Source organism: Microcystis sp. CS-574, assembly GCF_028329095.1.
GTDB classification, from domain to species: Bacteria; Cyanobacteriota; Cyanobacteriia; order Cyanobacteriales; family Microcystaceae; genus Microcystis; species Microcystis ichthyoblabe_A.
In genome coordinates, this window is sequence record NZ_JAQMSY010000070.1 from 12,236 (window position 1) to 34,652 (window position 22,417).

The window sequence follows — 22,417 nt, forward strand, 5'->3', positions numbered from 1 at the left end:
ATCTAGGGACTGACCTAAAATAAATAACTGTGAGCCAAGGTGAGTAAAAAAGTCATTTGCGCTGCTAAAGCAAAGAGATAAATTAACATTCTCGGTTTAAAAATAGACAACATTAAACCAATCCCTTTCAGGTCAATCATTGGACCAAACACTAGAAAAGCCAGCAGGGAACTACTGGTAAAACTAGAGGCAAAGGAGAGAGCAAAAAAAGAATCAACTGTGGAACAAATCGAAACAATGACCGCTAACAGCATCATTGCCAAGATCGAAGTAATCGGATCCTGACCCAAATTAAGAATAAATTCCCGGGGAACAAACACCTGTAAACCGGCCGCTATAGCACTTCCTAAGATTAACACTCCTCCTAATTCGCGTAATTCCATCACCACGTTTTCTAGAAAAGTTAACCAGCGCCTTTTCATCGGGATAGCTTGCACCGCCGGTAGGACAGCAGTAGCGACAAAACTTTCGTCTAAGCGCAAAGTTTTGCCAGAATTACCGATCAGAAAAGAACCGGATTGTAGTAGTAGTGGGATAGATTCTTTTTCCGGTGTTTCCGGTTGCCAATTGAGGCTTTTTGCCAAAGAGGTTTGTAGGAGCGGTCGGGGATCTTTTTGGATACTAAAGATAATACCGATAACCGTAGCGATGAACAAAGAAAAGATAACTCGATAGAAAACAATTTCCGGTTGATCGCGAAAAGCTACCCAAGTGGACCAGATAACAATCGGGTTGATTGTCGGCGCTGCTAAGAGAAAACTAACCGCTACTGCATTCGGCATTCCTTGCACAAGTAAACGTCGCGCCACGGGTACATTGCCACACTCGCAGACGGGGAACAAAAACCCAATACATCCCCCCACAAATGCTCCTAAAACAGCATTGCGAGGCATCAAGGCAACTAGGCGACGTTCATCGACAAATATTAAAAGAATACTAGAGAGAATCACCCCTAACAGTAAGAAAGGCATCGCTTCCACCAACAGGCTCAGGAATAGGGTAAAGGCATTTTGTAGTTGACTCATCTATCCTCGCCTTGGCAATTAGAGGTTTAAGGGTAAAGACTGAGGAACCCTAGACAAAGGTTCATCTATCAGTTATCAGTGACCAGTTATCAGTGACCAGTTATCCGTTACAGCCTTTCTCGTCAAGATGAAGTATAACCCAATTTGGTATTGACGACCTACTCCCCAAAAGGAAAGCTTCGTACCTCACCATTAAGATAACTGTTAGAGCAGATTTGAGTTTTCAGTCCACTGATTACTGTTTACTGATCACTGATCACTGAACTAGAGGACTCGATTAAGCTTGCCGCTTTGATAACCTTCTAGATCGAGGGTGACATAGATAAAGCCTAATTTTTGCAGATCAGCGACCAATTCGCTTAAATTTGTCCGATTAATAAAGTCGGGGATTTCTGCTGCTGGTAATTCAATCCGTGCCGTATCGCCGCTCGATCGCACCCGTAATTGACGATAACCTAATTTTCGCAGATAAATCTCCGCCCGTCCGACTCTTTGCAATTTCTCCAGGCTAATTTCCTCCCCGTAGGGAAAACGGGAACTTAAACAGGGTTGCGCCGGTTTATCCCACCAAGGTAAATTTAAGTAACGAGATAGTTGACGAACTTCGCTTTTTGTGATAGCAATTTCCGCCAAAGGTGAACGAGCGCCGCGCTCCCTAGCGGCTTGAATCCCGGGACGATAATCCCTTAAATCATCAGCATTAACGCCATCGATGACGTAGGAATAACCACGAGCTAGAGCAAGGGGTTTAAGGGTGTCGTGTAGCTCACTTTTGCAGAAATAACAGCGATTAACGGGATTACTGGTGTAATTGGGGTTATTCATTTCCTCGGTTTCCACCAATTCATGCGGAATACCGATATGATCGGCCTGAGCGATCGCTTCTTCCAATTCTTCCGGCAGTAGGGAAGGGGAAACCGCCGTAATTGCCAATGCTTGACTCCCTAGCAGATCATAGGCCACTTTTGCCACTAGGGTGCTATCCACGCCCCCAGAATAGGCAATCAGAGCTTTTTCGCTGGTTTTTAAGAGGTTTTGTAATTGTCCGAGTTTATCGAGTAATTGACTGTGCATGGCGGCGATTTTGGCAACTGGTTTAGGGAGACCGTTTTTTATTATATGCCGTGCCGTAATTAATCAGGGCTACCGCTCGATTTATACTGCCATAATTTTGTCAATAATTGGGCTGTCTTTGGCAATTTTTACTAGAAAATAATCTCGCTATCATAAGGATAGGCGGTTAAAATGCGTCTTAGCTTATTGCTGATCCCAATTATTTTAGTAAGTATTTAGTCATAAACTTCACTTCTATGACCTACTCTAACAATAATAATTATCCTACTCTCTCGATCAAATTCATAAATAACCCGATAATCTCCTACTCTTAATTTGTAAAACCCTGACCATTCTCTCGTAAGAGGTAGGGGAGTTATCTGTTCAAAGTTGATAGCTAACCATTTAATTTTATTAAGAATCCTCAGTCTGATAAGTAGGTAGGTATTAAAAACTTTCAGATGCCCCCCTTATCAAGGGGGGATTAAAGGGGGGACTAAGGGGGGATCGGCACCCCCCTTATCAAGGGGGGCAGGGGGGATCGAACCTAAAATCCATTTTTAATTTAATTATAACCAGCTACTTAAAATCTGTGATCAAATCTAAATCAGTTATCGACTCTGGTTCAAAAGTAACAGAATAGCTCATTTAAGGTTCTATCCCATATCTTTTATAAACCTCAGATGCTGGAACAGTCGCTCTTCCTTGTAGTCTTTTTTGTTGGATTTCTAATAACTTTTGTTTAAAAGATTCTTTAACTTGTTTTCCCTCATCCGGATCCCCGAAGTATTCATCTAGAGTATCATCTACTGTATTACGGATTAAACTTTGTAACTCTTGGGGAGTCATGTCTTTTATCTGCATATTTGCCCCTATTCAGAAAAGATAATTGATCTCACTCCCGATTATATCAAGATTTCGGGGCAACCCCTCTGTAGTTGCCCCTGCCAAGGATAATTTATCCCCGACGACGAAGGGAAGCGGCACCCAACGCACCAACAGCGATTAAACTCACTATACCACTAGGTTCCGGGGTTGAAACCGTTGGAGCAGGAGTGATATCCCCATTAAGAGCCACAAACCCACCCCCGGCAACATTAGCGGAGTTGACAGCATAGAAGTAGACAGTGTCGGACTCAGCATTCAGTCCATAGAGACGGAACTGCACCGGTCCGGTTTGGGGTGCTAAACTGCTTAGGTCAAAGCTGTAGGTATTATAGCTAGTTGTTAGGCTAACTTGTGTCCCTAAATTACTGGTGAACCCATCAACACTAGAGCGCAAGACCAAATCTAGCCGCGTTTCATCATGCCGCGCATTGAGTTGCAAGTTAGTAAAATCGACCTGAAAACCTGCACCCGGTTGCACGGCAAATTCCACGTATTGGTTGGTATTGACAGTGCTAGTTGTATTCCAACTGTTGGTTCCAGCACCCAACGCGAAACTAATATTACGCCGAGTTATCCCGGCGGTATCTAACCCAGTGCTGGTTATATTCGCACCTACAGTATCCGCCGCTTTGGGATAGGATGCCGTAGAAGCGTTAAATTCATTCCAACCAGCTACTATTGCCGCTTGAGCAGGAGTAACCCCAGCCAACCCCATCAGAGTCAAGGGGGTTAAAATTGTCAGTAATTTTTTCATGGATTTGATGCCCATAATAGGACGGAAATATGGTCATATTTAACGCTAGTTTTGCGCCAATATCATGCAACACAAGCTATCACAAGGGGGGGGGGGAAGTCAAGGGTTATTTGATCATGATTTTTTATTGATTTTTATATTTAAAATAGTTTTAGGTTATTGACTCGTTAATCTAAGCCAGGTTATAGCTTGGAATGCAGATAAGCGAGGTTCTACCTCTACTTATTTCTTTGACCGAAATTATCACCTTTGCTCCTAGGTTCCGCCGCAATAAATTGACCTGGTGCATCTTACATTTGCAGGAATACCGACAATCAGCAATTATACTAAATCCGTTGAGTATAGGCTACTTATAAAGGAGAGAACCTCATGCAAAAGGGGGAATAAATAATCAGTTTTTAATAACCAGATTTAGTATTAGCTTGTTGGCGAATTTTATCTTTAATATAGTCGGGAATAGGGCTAGGATTCATGCTTCTAAGGGTGAAATTAATCCTCTTTTAACCGCTTCATTTAATCCTTGTGCCTTCTTTAACAAGTTTATTTGATAAATTTGCATCAATGACCAAAGTTCCCTATTTTCAAAGGTTGATAAATCCCTCTCTTGTTGTTGATTGAGCAACTCGCTTAATCTTTGATCTTGTTCCGATGCCATTTGTAATTGAGTTAATTTGATAATTTCTTCATCTGATAATGAATTTAGGGATGAGATTTTTTCGCCTTGATAATTGGGACTAATAGAAAAAGCGATCGCTTCTACTAATATATCATTAAGATCACGGTTAATTGAATGGGCTAAGGATTGATCTAGATTAAAAATCTCATCAGGTAGGGTTAAAGTAATTGAAATAGCCATAAACTTTTTTTATGCGGGTTTATAGAGATATTATAATTATACCTCAAATTCTTGTTACCCATAGGGATAAACTGGTTAAAAAGTAACAGAATAGCTCCTTTAAGCTTCTTTTATAAACCTCAGATTTCGAGGCAAGATTTACCGATAACTTAACTCACGGCAAGACTGATTAAATTTCGATATAAAATATATTGTCCTAAAGCTATTTCAAAATATCTCATAGGTGAGGGACTTAAAAAGCTTTTGATTTCCACAACAATTTTACGTCCATTTCTTTCAGCAGCCAAAGGTTTTTCTGCTGCTAAATCAGCAAAAATTCAACATCTTTATATTTAATTTTATAAGGATCAGCTAAAATACTCCAACCGTCTTTAATTAAGGCATTTTTCACGGCTTCATGGTAAATATCTTTTGCTGGCATGGTTCTAAAAAAGTAATTTCATTAGTTATATTTAATTTTATTAACAATCCTAAGTCTGATAAAATCGGTGATCAAATCTAAATAAGTTATCGACTCTGGTTCAAAAGTAACAGAATAGCTCATTTAAGGTTCTATCCCATATATTTTATCCACCTCAGCTGCGGGAATAGTCGCTCTTCCTTGTAATCTTTTTTGTTGGATTTATAATAACTTTTCTTTAGCGGAAAAAACAGTTATAATTCTTTGACTGGCAGTAGGAGTTAGTATCCATAGTCTAGGGATATTTTCTGATAATAAGGGTTGTTGATGACGGTGAGCTTCTCTTTGTAATTGTTCCCGCACAGTAAACAGTTTAGATAAACAGGCAATAATGCCATCAATCGTGACCGGATTGCGATAGGGTTCCAATAAACAAGGGGTTTGAGCTAATTTGCCCAATAAACCTAATTCGGGCGGCATTTCTGGGGAAGTCGGTCGAAAATACACATCGATTTCTTGAGTTTTTGCCGTCACATCAAGGCTAGTTTTCACGTCACCGGAAGAAGCAAGAAAAGTTTCGAGGTAATCTTTACTAAATTTATCCCAGAGAAAGCGAGTCAAGGCTGAAGTGATTCAATCAATGATGATGGTTATTTTATCATCTTCAAAGCCTATTTATTAGTTCAGCCAATTAATTAAGTCAGCTTGAGTCTCAAAGTCTAGTAATGCTTCTCCTAAGTCTTCTAATTTTTCTACTGAGAGTTTTTGAATAGTTTCGGTGATATGCGGGGGCAATTCACCAAAACGTCGCTTAAGCAAGCGTAGCACTAACTTGGATGCTTCTTGTTGAATCCCTTCGATTCTACCTTTTTGAATCGCTGCTTCTCTATCTTGTTCGTATAAAGGGGCTAAACGCATGATAAATTTTCTCTCCTCCTGGGTTCTTTTGGGTAAGGCTTGCAAGTTCCTACTCAAATTGTATAATAATTTTAAGGAAGCTGATTTAAAGGGATGACTAGGAGACAAGGACTCTAATTCATCAATCGCTCTGGTTCTGGTTCCTCCTCTACCTAATAATCTTAACCAAAGGGTTTCAGGGGTTTCGGGTAATTGATGCAGGACAATAAGGGATGTGGTTAATGCTGGAGGTAAAAAATAAATTCCTTCTCCCCAATCTGGATGATTGAGAGCGGAAAAAGCAGTTATAATTCTTTGACTGGCCGTAGGAGTTAGTATCCATAGTCTAGGAATATTTTCTGCTAATAAGGGTTGTTGATTGCGGTGAGCTTCTCTTTGTAATTGTTCCCGCACAGTAAACAGTTTAGATAAACAGGCAATAATGCCATCAATCGTGACCGGATTGCGATAGGGTTCCAATAGACAAGGGGTTTGAGCTAATCGGCCTAATAAACCTAATTCGGGCGGTATTTCTGGGGAAGTCGGTCGAAAATACACATCGATTTCTTGAGTTTCTGCCGTCACATCAAGGCTAGTTTTCACGTCACCGCAAGAAGCAAGAAAAGTTTCGAGGTAATCTTTACTAAATTTATCCCAGAGAAAGCGAGTCAAGGCTGAAGTGATTCAATCGATGATCAGGGTTATTTTATCATCTTCAAAGCCTGATTAGGAAAATTGGCAGCATTGCAGCTTTAGTTACAGATTTTTCCTAGTTTTTGCGCTACAAATGAAAGGTTAATCAGCAAAAAACGCGCTCGACGAATGAAACCGCAAATCATCGTCTGTGGATTAGGTCGCACGGGTTATAAAATCTTTTGTTTACTCAAACAACAATCTGCGGCAGTAGTAGCGATTAGCGATCGCCAAATGGTCTGTGAATACCAGTCTGATATTATTATCGGCGATCCCTGCTCTCCTAAAACTCTCCTGCAAGCTGGCCTTCCAGATGCAGAAACCCTAGTTTTGGCCATCGATAACGACGCACTCAATCTGGAAATTCTCACCCGCGCAAGGATAATTAACCCGAAAATTCGGATAGTTAACCGACTATTTAACGAAACTTTAGGAGAAAGACTCGATCAAACCCTCCCTGCTCACGTTAGCATGAGCGTTGCTTCCCTAGCAGCCCCGATCTTTTCCTTTGCTGCCCTTGGTAATAAAGCTATCGGTCAATTACAGCTATTCGATCGCCTTTGGCCAATTCAAGAGATAATTATCGAGGAAAATCATCCTTGGTGGGGATTACCCCTCTACGAACTTTGGGACGATCCGGCCCGGATGTTAATCTATTATCTCCCCGCTCACGACGAAATCGATCTGGTTTCCGCAGTTCTTTTAGGCAAAAAACTCGCAACTGGCGATCATCTCATTATCGGCAATAAACCGACAATTAAGGCAAAACAGCGTTTTAAACTGCAAAAGTGGCTGAGAAATCTGCTCAATCTCCGTCCCTATCAGCACTATGTCCAACCGGTAATTCTTGTCACCCTTTCCCTCTTGGGGATGATTTCCCTTGCTACCATTACCTATCTCAGCGTTAATCAAAAAATTTCCCTCGTCGATTCCCTCTATTTCTCTGTCGGGATGATTACCGGCGCCGGAGGTAACGAAAAAGTGGCCGAATCTACCCCCGATAGTATCAAAATTTTTACCGTGGTCATGATGATTGTCGGTGCGGGGGTTATCGGTATCTGTTATGCTCTCCTCAACGATTTTATCCTCGGTAGTCGCTTTAAGCAGTTTTGGGATGCTACCCGCATTCCCGTCCGCAATCATCACATTATCTGTGGTTTAGGAGGTATCGGCACCCGGATCGTGCGACAATTGCACGAGCAAGGCTGTGAAGTGGTGGTGATTGAATCGGACCCCAATAATAGATTTTTGCATTCCGTGCGCTCCTGGGGAATCCCCGTTATCATCGAGGATGCGCGTCTAGTGGCTACCCTAGAAACGGCTAATATTAACAACGCTGAATCTTTGATCGTGGTTACTTACGAGGATATGATTAATGTGGAGATTGCCCTCACTGCTAAAGCGATCGCTCCTAAAATTAATCTAGTTTTACGCTGCTCTCAGGAACAATTCGGGCGATCGATTCAAGAGGTTTTTGATTTTGATACGGTATTATGTCCCCGGGATCTGGCTACCTATTCCTTCGCTGCGGCCGCTTTGGGCGGTAGAATTCTCGGTAATGGCATGACCGATGATCTCCTCTGGGTTGCTTTGGCTACATTAATCACACCTAATCATCCTTTTATGGGGCAAATTATCAAGGAAGCGGCGATGAATGCCGATTTTGTGCCGCTTTACCTAGAAAAACAGGGTCAAACTATCCACGGTTGGCAATTACTGGAAATTACTCTCGATCAAGGTGATATTCTTTATCTAACTATGCCGGCTATGCGTTTACAACAGGTTTGGCAAAATACTTCCCTAACTATTCCCCAATCTTTCCCCGATTTAAAATGATTTCCGGTCTTAATTATCTGAGCAAAGCTAGTTATCGCTGTATCTTGAGTTTAGGCAGTGCCGGCAGTATTTTAAGTCTCGCTAGTGCCAGCAGCATTTTAAGTCTGGTTAGTATCGGCAGTATGCTGAGTATTGGCAGTGTCGGCAGTATTCTCAGTATTGGCAGTGTTGGCAGTATTCTCAGTGTCGGCAGTGTCGGCAGTATCTTTGGCATCTTTCAATATCATTCTCTGCCTAACTATCCTGAATAGTTCTAATGAACTACTTCTCACCGCTTCCTTACTGTGGGGCGATCGCTTTTTATGCAAACAAAATAGAAAGGTTATTAATCGGATTAAGGGATTTATGAGGCTGCGGCAAAACTAACACGACGATAAATTTCTAGCAAGGGAAGTTCAACGTTTAAACTCTCTAGAGGGATTATTTGACTAAGTTGATCGTAGGTTTGCAATTGCCAGCGATTGCTCTGTGCGAGTCTAAAATATTGCTCAATGTAGGGTTCAGTTTGACTAACGAGCAGATATTCACAAAAACTTGGCAGGGAACGATATTTTCTAAATTTATCACCTCGATCATAGGCTTCTGTGGCGGGGGAAAGCACCTCTACAATAAATAAAGGATTAAGAATTTCGTCTTTGCGATCGCCGTTAAATTCTGGTTCATGGTTAACAACCATGAGATCGGTATAGGTTCCACAATTATATTCAGGAATCCACAGCCGCAGATCGCTGTTATAGAGACGAAAATCCCTATCTCTCAATAAAAATCCCAAAAAAACCGAGATATTGATCGCGATTGCGCTGTGGGTTGCGGTTCCTCCAGGCATAAGAATCATTTCTCCATGGCAATATTCATAACGTTCCTGAGAAGTTTCAGCGATCGCCCGATACGCTTCCAAAGTGACAGGGGTTTTGGTGACTGTCGCAATAGTTGGTTTTTCTTGAGCGATAATCATCTTTGTCTTTCTCCGATATTCTATTAATTAATTTTATGGTTATTTTTTAGGGATTGTGGGGAAGCGATCGCTTTTTATCAAAATAGAATTAGAACGGCGATCACAGTTTTTCTGAGGTGAGAGAGAAAAATTTTTTAAGAGCGAACTATCGTTAATTTGATTGTATGTATTATAATTGAGTCGTTAAATTTAACCAAAATACTATACTGTCCTCATCGAGGTTATTGTTTATGAAATCAGAGTATGATCTCGCTAATATGAAAAGTCGTCCTAATCCTTTTGCTCAACAACTCAAGCGGCAGGTCACTTTACCTTTAAGGATTGATGTCATTGATTTCTTTGAAAAAAAAGCAAAAGAAAAAGGAATTTCTTATCAGGAACTAATTGATTTATATCTTCAGGATTGTGTGACAAACGACCGAGAAATTTCTTTTTAGCGATCGCTTTTTATCAAAATAGAATAGAAAGAGCGATCGCCTTGTGATCATCAATTAATAAAACAATAAAATTCGGGGTCAGGTATTCAGGTTTGCTAATTGTTCCTGAATATTAGCTTCAGTAGAGAGTTTTTCGGATTTTTCCCATAGAGCGTTAAAGATACTTTTATCTGTCTCGACAACTCTTGTTTGATAGGAAATATAACCTGATTCTGTTTGACCATTCATAGTTCTTCTCGCTGTAAAAGAATTTCTGGGAACAGATAAGTTTTCGCTAATCAATAGGTTGGTATCATCCCAACGATAGCCTTCAACATCTTTGGCTTTTTCCTGACAAATCAAAGCAACTTCTATGCCAGAGTTAAGTTGTTCCTGAATCACCTGTAAATGCTTTGGATTCCGAGCTTCAGGAAGAATAAAGACTCGTTGAATAGAAATCTTCCTTTCGATTAGTTCTTTGTTAACTTCCCAGAATTTTTGACCAAGGGGATTATCCCACCAGATGGAATCTGTCATGGAGTGAATAGCCAAGATTCGAGATTGACTTTGAGGATCAATGTGTTTGAGTAGTTGAGCAACCTTTTCTAAACGAGATTCGCCGCTAATTTCAATGTTAATTTCAGGCATAATTGTGTTAGTCAAAATTGTGCCATCAAGGAGGGTTAGATTATTTTCATCTAATTTAACATCGGTCAAGTTAGCTCCCGTTAGATTAGCTTTGCTCAAATTGGCATGACTCAAATCGGCTCCTGTTAAATCAGCATTAGTTAAATTAACCCCCGAAAGATTAGCCTGACTGAAGTTACATCCCATCAATTTTGCGTCAAAAAGATTGGCCTCACTATCCATTAAATTAACTTGGCTGAAATTCAGTCCCCAAAAATCTCGTTCGCCAATTTTGTGCAAATGTGTCAATTCTTTTGTGCTATGAATATCGGGGTGATATTCATCGGGTGCATAAACGGCAATCATCGCTTTGACGTAGGCGAAAAAATAAGCCTTGAGAATATTTTCATGGGTGTGGATGGTAATAACTTCTTTACCATCATACTCGACCACCGCCTTGACAGTTACTTCTCCTTTTTGACCCGGTGTCAAGTTGGCTAAATAGATAGATTTAAGGGTATGTTTAACCTCAACTAAATGAGCTAGAGCCTCATTAAAAGCAGTACAAAGTGCATCTACTGAACCTTTTTTAAAGGCTGATTCAGTGTAACGCTCTTGGGTTTTTGTATTACATAGGATAACTGTCGCGGAAGTTAAATTGTTATTGGCACAAAGAATTTCAAAGTTCTCAATTTTCCAGCCTTGAAAAAGCAAAAGATTATCTTCAAAGAATAAGTTTTGTTGATGCTCGTTTTCTAAAAGAAGATTGAGTTTTTCTTTTTCATGTTCCATTGCCGCTTTACCGAGATTTTTGAGAGTTCTTTCGATAGATGCTGGCGAGGTATCTTTCCCTAAAAACTGTAAGAATAAGGAAGGGGACCCCACAAAAGGATATCCACTGGCAATGAATTCTCGATCTCTGATGGTGATAATACCTGCTAGGCTATACTTTCTGGCAATCTCAACTTGAATTGCCGTTTTTAAGTTAACGTTCGGATATTTTTCTAGGTCAATGTCTTTCAAGTTAACTTGACCGACGTTAATTTTACTCAGAAGTTCAATGATCAAACGATTGGCATCTTCTCTAGATTTCAGATTTTTGATATTATGCCAAATTTTGATTAATCCCATTTCGCCGATGTAAGGATTAATTTTTCCCTCTAAAACAAGTCCCATAACCCTAGCAGCTTCCCTGTTAAGAGTCGTCTGATTTCGTAATAAAAACTCTTCAATCAGATCAGCATCAATTAAGACTTTCGGAGCTTGAGAATTGTTATCTTTTGATTGGAATACCTCTAAGTTATCCAGAAAAAAATCAATACCTATTGGAGTCAAAACTTTTTGGGTAGCCGCTTTATGCAGACTAAGCTTAATTTCGTACTGCACAAAATCATCAGATTCGTTTTCGAGATTATTTCTCAAATCCCAAAGTTTTTTAATAAGTTGAGGCTCAGGATATTCTCCCAATTTCCTTATGATTTCAGCACGGATATCGCTATCCTGTTCATTGTCTAGTTGAGCTAACAACCTATTAATAATGTCAGCATGGGGACTGGCCGATGTTGTTACCTCGCACAATAACTCTGTGTTTTCCATTTCATTGTCTAGTTGAGCTAACAAACCATTAATAATGTCAGCATGGGGACTGACCGATGTTGTTACCTCGCACAATAACTCTGTGTTTTCCATTTTTAAATCAATCTCCTTGATTGGTGGTATTCTGATCAACAATAATTGGGTCCGAAGCAGAAGGCTCCTCTAATTGCGAATTTTCATCGTAGCGTGTTGGCAAAACTTCCACTGATTCATCGTCATTAATGTCAGGAAGATAGCCCTTGTTAAAGAGAATCCTTCTTAGGGAAGTAATTCCCAGACGATCACTTTCAGCTAAATCAAGGTAAGGTTTAAGATTGTCTCCTAGATTTTTGTTGAAATCTGTGTTTAGATTTTTGCCGCTGCTATGATTGAACTTTTCAGCCAAATCATCAGCGGAATAAAGCCCTGCAGCCGCCAGATAGAAAATAATTTCGTATTTTTCAGGTAGGGGTCTGATTTCTTTCAATAAAGCTTCTAGCTTGGGTATATCCAAACCACAGTTTCTTGCCTGCTTTTTGGCATCGCATAGTGATGGGGGAGTTGCCATAGAAGTATATCTCTCCTTCGGTTGGGGTGATCCTCGATCCTAAGGTAATTAACATATCTGTATTTGTAGTCACCGATACTGTTTCAAAGTGTATTGCAATAATAACCAGAAAGTTATATTGCTTCTGCGATAGTCCCATAAAACCAAAAGAGAAATCAACCAATAATTATTGCAAGACCCAAAATCTGGTAGGGGTTTAGTTTCCAAATCCAGAAACTGCAAGGCTTGGCGACCAATCCCCTCCTTAATTTTGGCAAGACCTTAATCAGACGATCCTTATATCGCCAATTCTCGACACGGAATTCTATCCTCCCGAATCATCGTAGCCATCTCATAGGTAAAAATATCTAAGTGTCCCCCTTCAGGAGCTTTAAAACAAAAATCTTGGCCTACCTCAACGACTCGCTCTAGCCATTGTCCCATAAAGTCAATTTTGAGAATAGCTGTTTTTTCTGTGCGGTTTACATATACACAGTTGATAATTGCTTGATTAACAGTTGCATTCGACATACCATTCCCCTCCATTTCTGCAATACGGGATGAACCTTATGTATGTACGATAATTCAAAATTCTGGAATTGAAAACCAATAATTATTGCAAAGTTAAACCAACAATTGTTGCATCTTTAAATCTCAAATATTATGCAACTTTTGTGGGTTGACAGCCAATAACTTACTTGTACAATGAGGGACAAACTTGAAATAAGAGGAGGCCAGTATGTCGCCGAGTCAAAAAGTTAAAGTTCTCCTAATATCTTCCACTCTTGTCGTTCAATTGACTGCCCCTCCAATGGTTGCCATACCCTACACAACCTCAGCGTGGCTAATCACGGAACTGTTGCCAAGAAAAAATTGATGAGCCTAGATTACTAAAGCCATAATCTGGTAAGCATTTGGTTTCCAAAACTATAAAATTAAAAGCCAATAATTATTGCAAGCTCAAGCCAACAATTGTTGCATATTTAAACCAATAATTATTGCAAAAAATGATATATTTCTCTACAAAAAAAACAACAATAATTGGTTGAGTTCTTTATTGAGATCGTTGAAAATAATATAAAAAGGTGGTATTGCTACCACCCATCAAACTAAGTTTTTGTGATTTTTATGTTACTACAAAATTGTTCATCTTCGGATACTCGTGAACAAATTCACGAAAAGACTGGGTTTCTGCCAGAATCTTGGGTTACTTGGTTAGTCGCTAAACCTCGCACAGGACAAGCGACACGCCGAAAAACAGCAGGGGAAGAAATCTCTCTAACCTTTTTACTTTTTGCCTTTGGTCTTCTCATCAGCAATTATGCCTTTGTAGATAACGCCCACCTGTGGGCAATTCCCATTAGTCAAGTCTGTTTGCTCTCATCTTTACGGATGCAACGGCTAACCATTATGCACGCTTGCTCTCATAATGCTGTTTTTGCCAATCCTTTTTGGAATGAAGTGTTAGGGGAATTCATTTCAATTCTTACTCTCTCCATGCCTTTTAATAGTTACAAGAAAAAGCATTGCGAAACTCACCATTCCAAAGGATTAATGCGCCCCGGTGATGAAACCTTTGAGTTTTTTTACAAAGCGGGTTTCCGTCCAGAGATGAGTCCGCAGCAAGCATGGCAACACTTAACTAAGCTTATTTTTTCTCCGACTTTCCACTGCCGTCAATTTGGCGATCGCCTAAAAGGAACGTTTTCTTCAACGGACGTAAAACACAACTGGCTGGCTGTCGGTTTTTGGCTCTCGATTTTAAGTTTAGTGACCATTACCCATACTTGGGCCGGGTTTTTATTAGTGTTTGTTCCGACTCTGAGCGTGTTTTTCGAGATCAGTAGCGTACTACGTCAGTGTGTAGAACACAGATTTGCTAAGAAAACTGGCGAAATGACCTCTGCTGTTTTTTGTTGCGAAGAGCCGGCTGTTTTCAATGATTTTGACCCCTTTTGGGTCAAATTTTGGGGAGAAACCCGTTGGTGGCTCCGGCTGTTTTTCTACCATTTACCCGTGCGACTGCTGATCCTGACGGGCGATAGTCCAGTACATGACTACCACCACCGACGACCGGCAAGCGATTGGGTAAATGCCCACAGCGATCGCCAAGCGGAAGTAGAAGCGGGTGTTTATTATTCCCACTCCTGGGGATTAGTAGAAGCCATCAACAAAACCTTTGAATCTCTAAGCAAAATGCCAACCCACTAAATTGAGGCTTGAGGGAGATAGTTACAAATGGCTTATCTCCCCAATTTTTTTTGGTTGACATTATCGGTAAGCGTCATTATCTCCGTTGCAACAATTGTTGGCTACAAATGGAGATCGGGATTATAATAAGAATTGTTGGTTGTTGAAAACCGAAGTCTGTGATAATGAGCAAGTTTCAGACGGATCATAGAGTCCAGGTCTAGGCTATTGAAACCTTTGTCTAGGATTATTTTCAGGTTTAGCAGTTCAACAGAAAAATTAAACATTTCTAGAGGAGCTTATGAAAGCAGCCGATTCAGCCATGAAGACACTTAGCCACAAAACAGAAGATTTGAGTATAGCCGATGTCTCATCCTATTACCCCGATCAATGGGTGGTCGTAGAGATCACTGGTCGCGACAAATATGGCTGGCCAGAGAAAGGTAAGGTTATTGGCTACTCGGACGATAAACGTAAGCTGATACAAGAAACTAAACATTTGAAGGGAGACTTGTATTTGTTTTATACAGGCCTTGTTGACGGTGGTAGGGTTGCTTAAAAATGTTAGAATCTATACAAAAAACACAATCTCCTTTAGCTTTGGCCCCTGCGTTGGCAGCTGCCATTAAACGAGGCGAAGAAGCGAAGAAACGGTTCCTATCTAAGCAAGGCGGAACCTTAACCAGCGCTGAGGTTTGTAGTGTTTTAGCCTGTAGTTCTTTGGAATTAGAAACTATGAGGCTCAATCATCGGGTCTTAGGTTTATCTGTCAACGAGGAATTAGTTTATCCCGCTTGGCAATTTATTGATGGCAAAGTTTTGTCTGGTTTAGACCAAGTGTTAGCCGTTTTAAAAGAAGACGGTGCTTGGACACAAATGCTCTTTCTGCTCACGGGTGATATTCGTTTAGAGGGAGCAACCCCGCTAGAAAAACTCCAAAAGGGAGAAATCGAGCCAGTGGTTTGGGCTGCTAAGTGCTACGGGAGTCATAGCGCAGCGTAATGGGTTTGCCTCCTTCTGTTTGTGGGTTAGTACGTTTGAGAATTAGTTCACCAATTTTATAAAAAATAATATCTCCTGCAAGAATCAAAAATCTTCAGTAGCAGACAAAAGATAAGAGATAAGGGACTTGCGTAGGAATAATATCCCAGCCAGAAAATCGCTCTGTAGAAGAACCAGACCAGCCAGATGGCACATTATCAAAGCGCAAGTCCCTAACACCTCGAAGGCTCTCCCCCTACTTAGGGTGATCAGCAAACCTGATCGATCGGAGGGCGCAAGCATTGCGCCCCTACAGTAACGGATTTTGTCCACAATGTAGGGGCGAACTGCGTTCGCCCAAAAGGTACATTATCAAAGCGCAAGTCCCTAACTATCCTATTCATAAAACCTAAAATTATGTCAAATTTATCTGGGGTTTTAGATATTTTCACCCGATAGCGGCTCGATAACTTACTTTTGCAGGAGATAACTGATCCTCTTGCCCTATTTTGGTAAAATCAACTATAATGGGGAGAAGTTAATCTTTGCCAAGCTTGAGCAGAGTTAAACTAATCCCTCAGTGAGCAAGCAATTGAATCCTATGCTTAAAATTGCCCTTTTTGGAACCAGTGCCGATCCTCCTACTGCCGGTCATCAAGCCATACTAAAATGGTTATCGGAACAGTACGATATCGTTGCAGTTTGGGCCGCCGATAATCCCTTTAAAAATCATCAAACCAGTCTCGAACATCGTCTGAGGATGTTAAATTTGCTCATCCGGGATATTCAACCCCCAAAGGATAATATACAACTGCGACGAGAATTAAGCGATCGACGTAGCTTAATTAGTGTGGAAAAAGCGCAAACAATTTGGGGAGAACAGGAGGAATATACCCTAGTCATTGGTTCCGATTTAGCCGGACAAATTAAGCACTGGTATCGTAGCCAAGAATTACTAGAAAAAGTCAAAATTCTCGTGATTCCTCGTCCCGGATATCCTATTAACCAAGATGATATTGAACAACTGCAAACATTAGGGGGTGATTGTCTAATTGCTGATGTATTTGCTCCGGCTGTATCCTCAACAGATTATCGAGAAAAAGGCGATAAACAGGCTGTTCCTGCACCGATTAAAGATTATATCGAAGGTCAAAAACTTTACGCATGAAACCGCCAAAGACCCTAGCTAATAAATCTCTAGCTGATTTTAAAGTCGGAGTTGATAACGTGATCTTTTCCGTTGATACCCAATTAAATCGGCTGCTAGTGCTTCTGATTAAACGACGGGAAGAACCCTTTAGTAATTACTGGAGTTTACCCGGGACTTTAGTGAGAAATGGGGAATCACTGGAAACGGCAGCCTATCGAATTTTAGCCGAGAAAATTAGCGTCAATAATCTCTATCTGGAACAGTTATATACTTTTTGCAGTCCAGAGGGAGATTCCCCTGCATCGGCCGCGAGTTTTGGGGTACGTTATCTATCGGTGAGTTACTTCGCTTTAGTGCGGTTTGAAGAAGCAAAGTTAATCACTGAACGGGATTATAATATCACTTGGTATATGATTGATAAAGTGCCAGATTTAGCCTTTAATCACGGTCAAATTTTGGAATATGGCTGGCAAAGATTACGCAATAAAGTAGAATATAGTCCCGTCGCTTTTGAGGTTTTACCAGAATTATTTACTTTAAATGATCTTTATCAATTTTATGAGACAATTTTAGGTAAAAATTTTAGTGATTATTCTAACTTCAGAAATCGGCTATTGAAATTAGGATTTCTCAAGGATATGGGTTTAAAAGTCTCTCGTGGTGCCGGTCGTCCCGCTAGTTTATATCGCTTTGATGAAAAAGCTTTTGCTCCCTTTAAAGAGCAACCGTTAGTTTTTGTTTAAATAGGAAAAAATATGAGAATTGCTATCGCTCAATTAAATCCCATTGTTGGAGATATCGAAGGAAATGCCCAAAGAATTTTAGAGGCCGCTCAAACGGCATTTAATCAGGGAGCAGAATTACTTTTAACCCCGGAATTATCCCTCTGTGGTTATCCTCCCAGAGACTTGTTATTAAATCTGGGTTTTGTGGAGAAAATGTCTCAACAATTGCAATTATTGTCCCAACAATTACCAGAAAAATTAGCCGTCTTAGTTGGTTTTGTCGAAAAAAATCCCTCGGCAACGGTCAGAGGAGAAAAGCCGCTATTTAATAGCATAGTTTTGTTAAAAAGTCAAGAGATTAAACAAATTTTTACTAAACGTTTATTGCCTACCTACGATGTTTTTGATGAGGATCGTTACTTTGCTTCTGGGAAAGAAAGTCAATATTTTCAACTAACAGAAAATAATTTTAAAATTGGTGTAACTATCTGTGAAGATGTTTGGAATGATGAACAATTTTGGGGTCAGCGTCAATACGCGGTTAATCCCATCGCCGATTTAGCTAATTTGGGAGTGGATTTAATCGTTAATCTTTCCGCTTCTCCCTACAGTGTCGGTAAGCAAAAATTGCGAGAATCTTTATTATCCCATAGTGCCACTAGATATAATTTACCGATAGTTTATGTTAATCAAGTGGGAGGTAATGATGATTTAATTTTTGATGGTGATAGCGTTGCTTTTAACCGACAAGGAGAAGTAATTTATCGCGCTCAGGCATTTACTTCTAGCCTAGAATTGATCGAGTTTAATCAGGATTTGTTACCCGCAGTTATTCATCCTTTACCTGTCGATGAAGATGAGGAAATTTATCGAGCTTTAGTCTTAGGAGTGCGAGATTATGTGCAGAAATGCGGTTTTAAACGGGTAATTTTCGGCTTGAGTGGTGGCATTGATTCCAGTTTAGTTGCCGCTATTGCCAGCGACGCATTAGGTAAAGAAAATGTTCTCGCTGTGATGATGCCTTCTCCCTATAGTTCCGACCATTCCATTAGTGATGCGGTGGCTTTAGTTAATAATTTAGGTATCAAAAGTGAGAAGTTAGCAATTCAAGAAATTATGACCGCTTATGATCAACTTTTAGAGGGTCTTTTCGCGGGTACTGATTTCGGTATTGCCGAAGAAAATCTTCAGTCACGCATTCGCGGTAATTTATTGATGGCTCTCTCTAATAAATTCGGTCATTTACTATTATCCACTGGCAATAAATCAGAAATGGCGGTGGGATATTGCACCCTTTACGGTGATATGAATGGTGGTTTAGCAGTGATTGCTGATGTGCCGAAAACCCGCGTTTATTCCCTCTGTCGCTGGTTAAATCGGCACGGGGAAATTATTCCCCTTAATGTGATTAATAAAGCTCCTAGTGCTGAATTAAAACCCAATCAGAAGGATCAAGATTCTTTACCTCCCTACGAGATTTTAGATGCTATTTTAGCACTATTAATCGATCGCCATCAATCCGCCGAACAAATTATCGCCGCCGGCTTTGAGCCTGAAATTGTGCAGAAAGTGATTAAATTAGTTAAAAATGCCGAATTTAAGCGCAAACAAGCCCCCCCGGGTCTAAAAATTAGCGATCGCGCTTTTGGCACTGGTTGGCGAATGCCTATCGCTAGTCGCTGGGGTTAGGGGGGTTTTTCAGTTATCAGTTATCAGTATTAAATAGCAGTTTTCTACGGGTGTATCTCGTTTTTGTAAATCTACGAAGTTGGGATTTTTAAGGGGAAACTCTCTTTTAAAATTGGGCGTTACTTTCGATTTTATCACTCAATCCAAGCTTTTGGGGGGTTCTACCCCCCAAACCCCCCGTTGGGGGCGTGGCGCCGCCCCCAAACCCCCCGCGCATTAGTTTTTCGGTGGGATGCTTACACGCGATTGTTCATATTTTTGTACTAATTTAAGAGTCACTGATAATTGCTGATTGTCGGTATTTCTGCAAATGTGAGATGCACCCGTTTGCCACTGTCTTTTCACTGATTACTGATCACTGTTTACTGATTACTGTTCACTGAAAGGGGTATTCGTGAGAGAGGAAGGGTAAAGAGATTAATTCTCCTGTTGCCTCGCCGATTTGTACTTTTAAACCCTCTCCTCCCGCTTTTGTTTTCACATAACCCAAGCCAAAATCCTCCAGCACACTGGTGAGTAAACCGACTTTTTGCGCTTCTAAAATAATCGGGGTATTGCTGGGGACGGGTTGGCTGAGTTTTATGCCCCAAAGTCTTTGTTTTACGCCTTTATAGGTGTTGAGACGGGCGATAGTTTCTTGACCAATATAACAGCCCTTATCAAAGACAATCGCTCGCCATAAACCGGCCTCTAAAGGGTTATAATCTTCGGTTAATTCTCGATCGACTGCCGGTCGGCCCTGATGGATTCTCAGGTATTCCCACACCTGCTCATCGGCGGGAGTAACGCCATTTTTAATTAAATTTTCCCAGAGGGGACCGGCTTCGGCGGCGGCAACGATTAAAGTATATCCGGGTAGGTCTAAGCCGGTGCCGACGGCCACTCTCAGGGGGGGGTCAGAAAGGAGATAATGACTATGCTGCACCCCCGTTAAAATCTGCTCTGGAATGGCGATTTTTTGCAGGTATTGCCCGCTTTCAGTACCTATTAGGGTGACAATGGCAAAATTATCGGTTAAGTCGCTAATTTCCACTTTATCGAAGGGGAAAATATAGCGATCGATCAATTCCAGTAAAAATTGACGACGTTGGGGAGAAACGAGGATGAGGAGGGAGTCATCGCCAGAGTAAACTGTGACAAAATCGAGAGTACGACCGGTAGAGTTAAGGAAAATTGTCTCACAACCCTGACCCGGTTTCAGGCGATCGATAGCGTTACTGGTTTGATTGTGGAGAAAACGCAGTCGGTCCTGGCCTTTTAATTCTAATAAACCCCAATCGGAGCGATCGATTAAAATTGTTTGGGATGCTAAATTTTGGGGATCATTACTGTAATTTTTCAGAAAATTAGCGGCATACTCTGCCTTGATCGTTTCTAAATCTGCTTTCATTGGGGTAAATTAGCGAATAATCGGTTAATAATGCGCTCGGTTTTCGTTTCCAAACTCTGCCAATCTAGTTCACCGGTGGGGTCGAGGAGACTGGTATCGATGGTGACGCTCTCTCCCTCATCGGTGGGATAATCGAGAAAACAGACTTGAAAACAAAGTTCCCAAATATTTACAGTAACGGAGCGATCGAGATAAGTCAAACAGAGCAGATAACTGGGATAGGGATCTTGAATTTCTGTATAAGTTCCTTTCCAGAGGGAATTTTCTAACTGTTTACGCAGATTATCCAGCACCCGAATAAATGCCGGCTGCATTAATAATTGTGCCTGTTCCCAAGCGATAATATCTTTAAATTTTGGATTCATCTTATCAGTTATCAGTTATCAGTTATCAGTTTACTGTTTACTGATAACTGATAACTGATTTAGGCTGTTACTAGGGTTGCTTCCTTAGCTGCCATCATTTTCATTAGGTCTAACATCCGGCAGGAATAACCCCACTCGTTATCGTACCAAGAGACGACCTTAAAGAAATTGGCATTAAGTTGAATGCCAGCTTTAGCATCAAAGATACTGGAATGGGGGTCGGTGATAAAGTCACTCGATACCACTTCCTCATCGGTATAACCGAGGATACCTTTCATCGGTCCTTCGCTGGCGGCTTTCATAGCGGCGCAGATTTCCTCGTAACTGGTGGCTTTTTCGGTTTTAAAGGTTAAATCCACCGCCGAAACGTTGGGAGTTGGTACACGGAAGGCCATACCGGTTAATTTGCCTTTTAGGGAAGGAATAACTAGGGTTACTGCTTTGGCTGCCCCCGTGGAGGAGGGGATAATATTTTGACCAGCGCCGCGACCACCGCGCCAATCTTTTTTCGATGGACCATCCACGGTGGGTTGAGTGGCGGTCATCGAGTGTACCGTGGTCATTAATCCTTCCGCTAGTCCGAAGTTATCGTTAATAACTTTGGTGATCGGGGCTAAACAATTGGTGGTACAACTAGCGTTAGAGACGATCAGATCCTTAGCGGGATCGTACTCATTGTCGTTAACGCCTAGTACAATGGTACGAATTTTGTCGGGATCTTTGGTGGGTGCGGAGATAACTACCCGTTTGGCCCCGGCTTCTAGGTGTTTTCCTGCTCCTTCGGCGGTGGTAAATAAACCGGTGGACTCGACCACATAATCGGCCCCGGTTGCACCCCAGGGTAGTTGAGCGGGGTCTTTAATCGAGTAACAGGGGATAAACTTACCATCCACGACGATGCCATCTTCTTTTGCTTCTACCGTACCCTGAAAACGTCCGTGGGTGGAGTCGTATTTGAGCAGATAGGCAATATTATCGGGGGGGACGAGATCATTGATACCAACAAACTCGAAATCAGGATTTTGGATACCCGCCCTAAAAACGAGGCGACCGATACGACCAAATCCGTTGATAGCGACTCTTACTTTTGTCATGAAAAAAACTCCTTTGCAGCTGCGATAAGCTTAGGCACGATCAAGAAACAATAATTTGAGAATTGATTGGCCTCTAGAGAATCACTATATATGCTAATCAGCTTTTGTTGCTCGCTAGATGAAGTATAGAAAGATTTTAAGTTTCAGTGCTTCAAAAGCTATCCTAGTAGTCCTCACCACTGGCATCGAGAAGGCCTAATTAGGCTCTTCCCGACAAACTAGGGTGTAACCCTATAGTATTTTGGGAAAAGCTGACATTAAAAAATAATTAAAATTTTTCTGAGAATTATTGTTACCTAAGTTAAGAAGAT

General features: G+C 41.0%; 23 protein-coding genes and 2 pseudogenes. 9 read left to right on the top strand and 16 right to left on the bottom strand.

Going from position 1 to position 22,417, the window contains the following annotated elements; all coding sequences use genetic code 11:
• Nucleotides 1-14: 14 nt before the first annotated feature.
• From PN470_RS04575 to PN470_RS04615, 9 genes and pseudogenes are all read right to left on the bottom strand, one after another.
• Nucleotides 15-1,025: a permease gene (locus tag PN470_RS04575; RefSeq protein WP_271938255.1), complete on the bottom strand. Its 1,011-nt coding sequence runs from the start codon at nt 1,023-1,025 to the stop codon at nt 15-17.
• 264 nt (nt 1,026-1,289) lie between these two features.
• Entirely contained in the window at nt 1,290-2,099 is an 810-nt protein-coding gene (larE, locus tag PN470_RS04580; protein ID WP_272103842.1) for an ATP-dependent sacrificial sulfur transferase LarE, read from the bottom strand.
• A 215-nt stretch (nt 2,100-2,314) separates the two neighbouring features.
• A complete protein-coding gene (locus PN470_RS22095; RefSeq protein WP_071821099.1) occupies nt 2,315-2,539 on the bottom strand; it encodes a type II toxin-antitoxin system RelE family toxin in 225 nt (74 codons plus the stop codon).
• Between the two features lie 187 nt (nt 2,540-2,726).
• Nucleotides 2,727-2,942, bottom strand: coding sequence for a hypothetical protein (locus tag PN470_RS04590; protein WP_103111510.1), 216 nt, complete (start codon nt 2,940-2,942; stop codon nt 2,727-2,729).
• 94 nt (nt 2,943-3,036) lie between these two features.
• A complete protein-coding gene (locus PN470_RS04595) occupies nt 3,037-3,720 on the bottom strand; it encodes a PEP-CTERM sorting domain-containing protein (RefSeq protein WP_272103845.1) in 684 nt (227 codons plus the stop codon).
• 469 nt (nt 3,721-4,189) lie between these two features.
• Entirely contained in the window at nt 4,190-4,576 is a 387-nt protein-coding gene (locus tag PN470_RS04600) for a hypothetical protein (RefSeq protein WP_103111509.1), read from the bottom strand.
• A 161-nt stretch (nt 4,577-4,737) separates the two neighbouring features.
• A pseudogene (locus PN470_RS04605) lies at nt 4,738-4,997 on the bottom strand (element excision factor XisH family protein); the annotation flags it as partial.
• A gap of 219 nt (nt 4,998-5,216) precedes the next feature.
• Nucleotides 5,217-5,597: pseudogene (locus PN470_RS04610) on the bottom strand (DUF4351 domain-containing protein); the annotation flags it as partial.
• A 57-nt stretch (nt 5,598-5,654) separates the two neighbouring features.
• Nucleotides 5,655-6,545 (bottom strand): DUF4351 domain-containing protein, encoded by an 891-nt coding sequence (locus PN470_RS04615; protein WP_271938266.1) that lies wholly within the window; start codon nt 6,543-6,545, stop codon nt 5,655-5,657.
• A gap of 150 nt (nt 6,546-6,695) precedes the next feature.
• On the opposite strand from PN470_RS04615, the gene PN470_RS04620 reads away from it, so the two are divergent.
• Both PN470_RS04620 and PN470_RS04625 read left to right on the top strand, forming a co-directional pair.
• Nucleotides 6,696-8,402, top strand: a complete 1,707-nt coding sequence (locus PN470_RS04620) for a potassium channel family protein (RefSeq protein WP_272103848.1) — start codon at nt 6,696-6,698, stop codon at nt 8,400-8,402.
• Nucleotides 8,399-8,653, top strand: a complete 255-nt coding sequence (locus PN470_RS04625) for a hypothetical protein (protein WP_002750132.1) — start codon at nt 8,399-8,401, stop codon at nt 8,651-8,653. Before PN470_RS04620 ends, PN470_RS04625 begins: the two co-directional genes overlap by 4 nt.
• A gap of 92 nt (nt 8,654-8,745) precedes the next feature.
• Here PN470_RS04625 and PN470_RS04630 read toward each other — a convergent pair whose 3' ends face one another.
• Nucleotides 8,746-9,357 (bottom strand): Uma2 family endonuclease, encoded by a 612-nt coding sequence (locus tag PN470_RS04630; protein WP_272103850.1) that lies wholly within the window; start codon nt 9,355-9,357, stop codon nt 8,746-8,748.
• Between the two features lie 230 nt (nt 9,358-9,587).
• Between PN470_RS04630 and PN470_RS04635 the strand changes: the two genes are divergently transcribed.
• Complete coding sequence (locus PN470_RS04635) at nt 9,588-9,794, top strand: hypothetical protein (protein WP_002740011.1); 207 nt, start codon at nt 9,588-9,590, stop codon at nt 9,792-9,794.
• Between the two features lie 78 nt (nt 9,795-9,872).
• On the opposite strand, the gene PN470_RS04640 is transcribed toward PN470_RS04635, so the two are convergent.
• From PN470_RS04640 to PN470_RS04650, 3 genes are all read right to left on the bottom strand, one after another.
• A complete protein-coding gene (locus PN470_RS04640) occupies nt 9,873-11,996 on the bottom strand; it encodes a pentapeptide repeat-containing protein (RefSeq protein WP_272103873.1) in 2,124 nt (707 codons plus the stop codon).
• A 100-nt stretch (nt 11,997-12,096) separates the two neighbouring features.
• Nucleotides 12,097-12,543: a hypothetical protein gene (locus PN470_RS04645; protein ID WP_272103852.1), complete on the bottom strand. Its 447-nt coding sequence runs from the start codon at nt 12,541-12,543 to the stop codon at nt 12,097-12,099.
• A 276-nt stretch (nt 12,544-12,819) separates the two neighbouring features.
• Complete coding sequence (locus PN470_RS04650) at nt 12,820-13,053, bottom strand: DUF1830 domain-containing protein (protein WP_069474791.1); 234 nt, start codon at nt 13,051-13,053, stop codon at nt 12,820-12,822.
• Nucleotides 13,054-13,650: 597 nt separating this feature from the next.
• Between PN470_RS04650 and PN470_RS04655 the strand changes: the two genes are divergently transcribed.
• The 6 genes from PN470_RS04655 (at nt 13,651) to PN470_RS04680 (ending at nt 19,257) form a co-directional block, all read left to right on the top strand.
• Nucleotides 13,651-14,733 carry a hypothetical protein gene (locus tag PN470_RS04655; protein WP_272103854.1) on the top strand — a complete coding sequence of 361 codons (1,083 nt, stop codon included), beginning with the start codon at nt 13,651-13,653 and terminating at the stop codon, nt 14,731-14,733.
• 280 nt (nt 14,734-15,013) lie between these two features.
• The gene (locus PN470_RS04660; RefSeq protein WP_272103856.1) at nt 15,014-15,271 is read left to right on the top strand and encodes a hypothetical protein; all 258 of its coding nucleotides are present in this window, start codon (nt 15,014-15,016) and stop codon (nt 15,269-15,271) included.
• Between the two features lie 2 nt (nt 15,272-15,273).
• Nucleotides 15,274-15,714, top strand: coding sequence for a hypothetical protein (locus PN470_RS04665; protein ID WP_272103858.1), 441 nt, complete (start codon nt 15,274-15,276; stop codon nt 15,712-15,714).
• A 580-nt stretch (nt 15,715-16,294) separates the two neighbouring features.
• On the top strand, nt 16,295-16,861 hold the full coding sequence (locus tag PN470_RS04670) for a nicotinate-nucleotide adenylyltransferase (protein ID WP_272103860.1): 567 nt from the start codon (nt 16,295-16,297) through the stop codon (nt 16,859-16,861).
• On the top strand, nt 16,858-17,586 hold the full coding sequence (locus PN470_RS04675) for an NUDIX hydrolase (protein WP_272103862.1): 729 nt from the start codon (nt 16,858-16,860) through the stop codon (nt 17,584-17,586). Before PN470_RS04670 ends, PN470_RS04675 begins: the two co-directional genes overlap by 4 nt.
• Before the next feature lie 12 nt (nt 17,587-17,598).
• Nucleotides 17,599-19,257 (top strand): NAD+ synthase, encoded by a 1,659-nt coding sequence (locus PN470_RS04680; protein ID WP_272103864.1) that lies wholly within the window; start codon nt 17,599-17,601, stop codon nt 19,255-19,257.
• A 376-nt stretch (nt 19,258-19,633) separates the two neighbouring features.
• Here the strand turns inward: PN470_RS04680 and ygfZ are convergent, their stop codons facing one another.
• The 3 genes from ygfZ to gap are packed head-to-tail and all read right to left on the bottom strand — an operon-like array spanning nt 19,634 to nt 22,106.
• Nucleotides 19,634-20,647 carry a CAF17-like 4Fe-4S cluster assembly/insertion protein YgfZ gene (ygfZ, locus tag PN470_RS04685; RefSeq protein WP_271935320.1) on the bottom strand — a complete coding sequence of 338 codons (1,014 nt, stop codon included), beginning with the start codon at nt 20,645-20,647 and terminating at the stop codon, nt 19,634-19,636.
• Nucleotides 20,644-21,012, bottom strand: coding sequence for a hypothetical protein (locus PN470_RS04690; protein WP_002740015.1), 369 nt, complete (start codon nt 21,010-21,012; stop codon nt 20,644-20,646). The genes ygfZ and PN470_RS04690 overlap by 4 nt, the downstream gene beginning before the upstream one ends.
• 59 nt (nt 21,013-21,071) lie before the next feature.
• Nucleotides 21,072-22,106: a type I glyceraldehyde-3-phosphate dehydrogenase gene (gene gap / locus PN470_RS04695; RefSeq protein ID WP_052277988.1), complete on the bottom strand. Its 1,035-nt coding sequence runs from the start codon at nt 22,104-22,106 to the stop codon at nt 21,072-21,074.
• Nucleotides 22,107-22,417 lie beyond the last annotated feature (311 nt).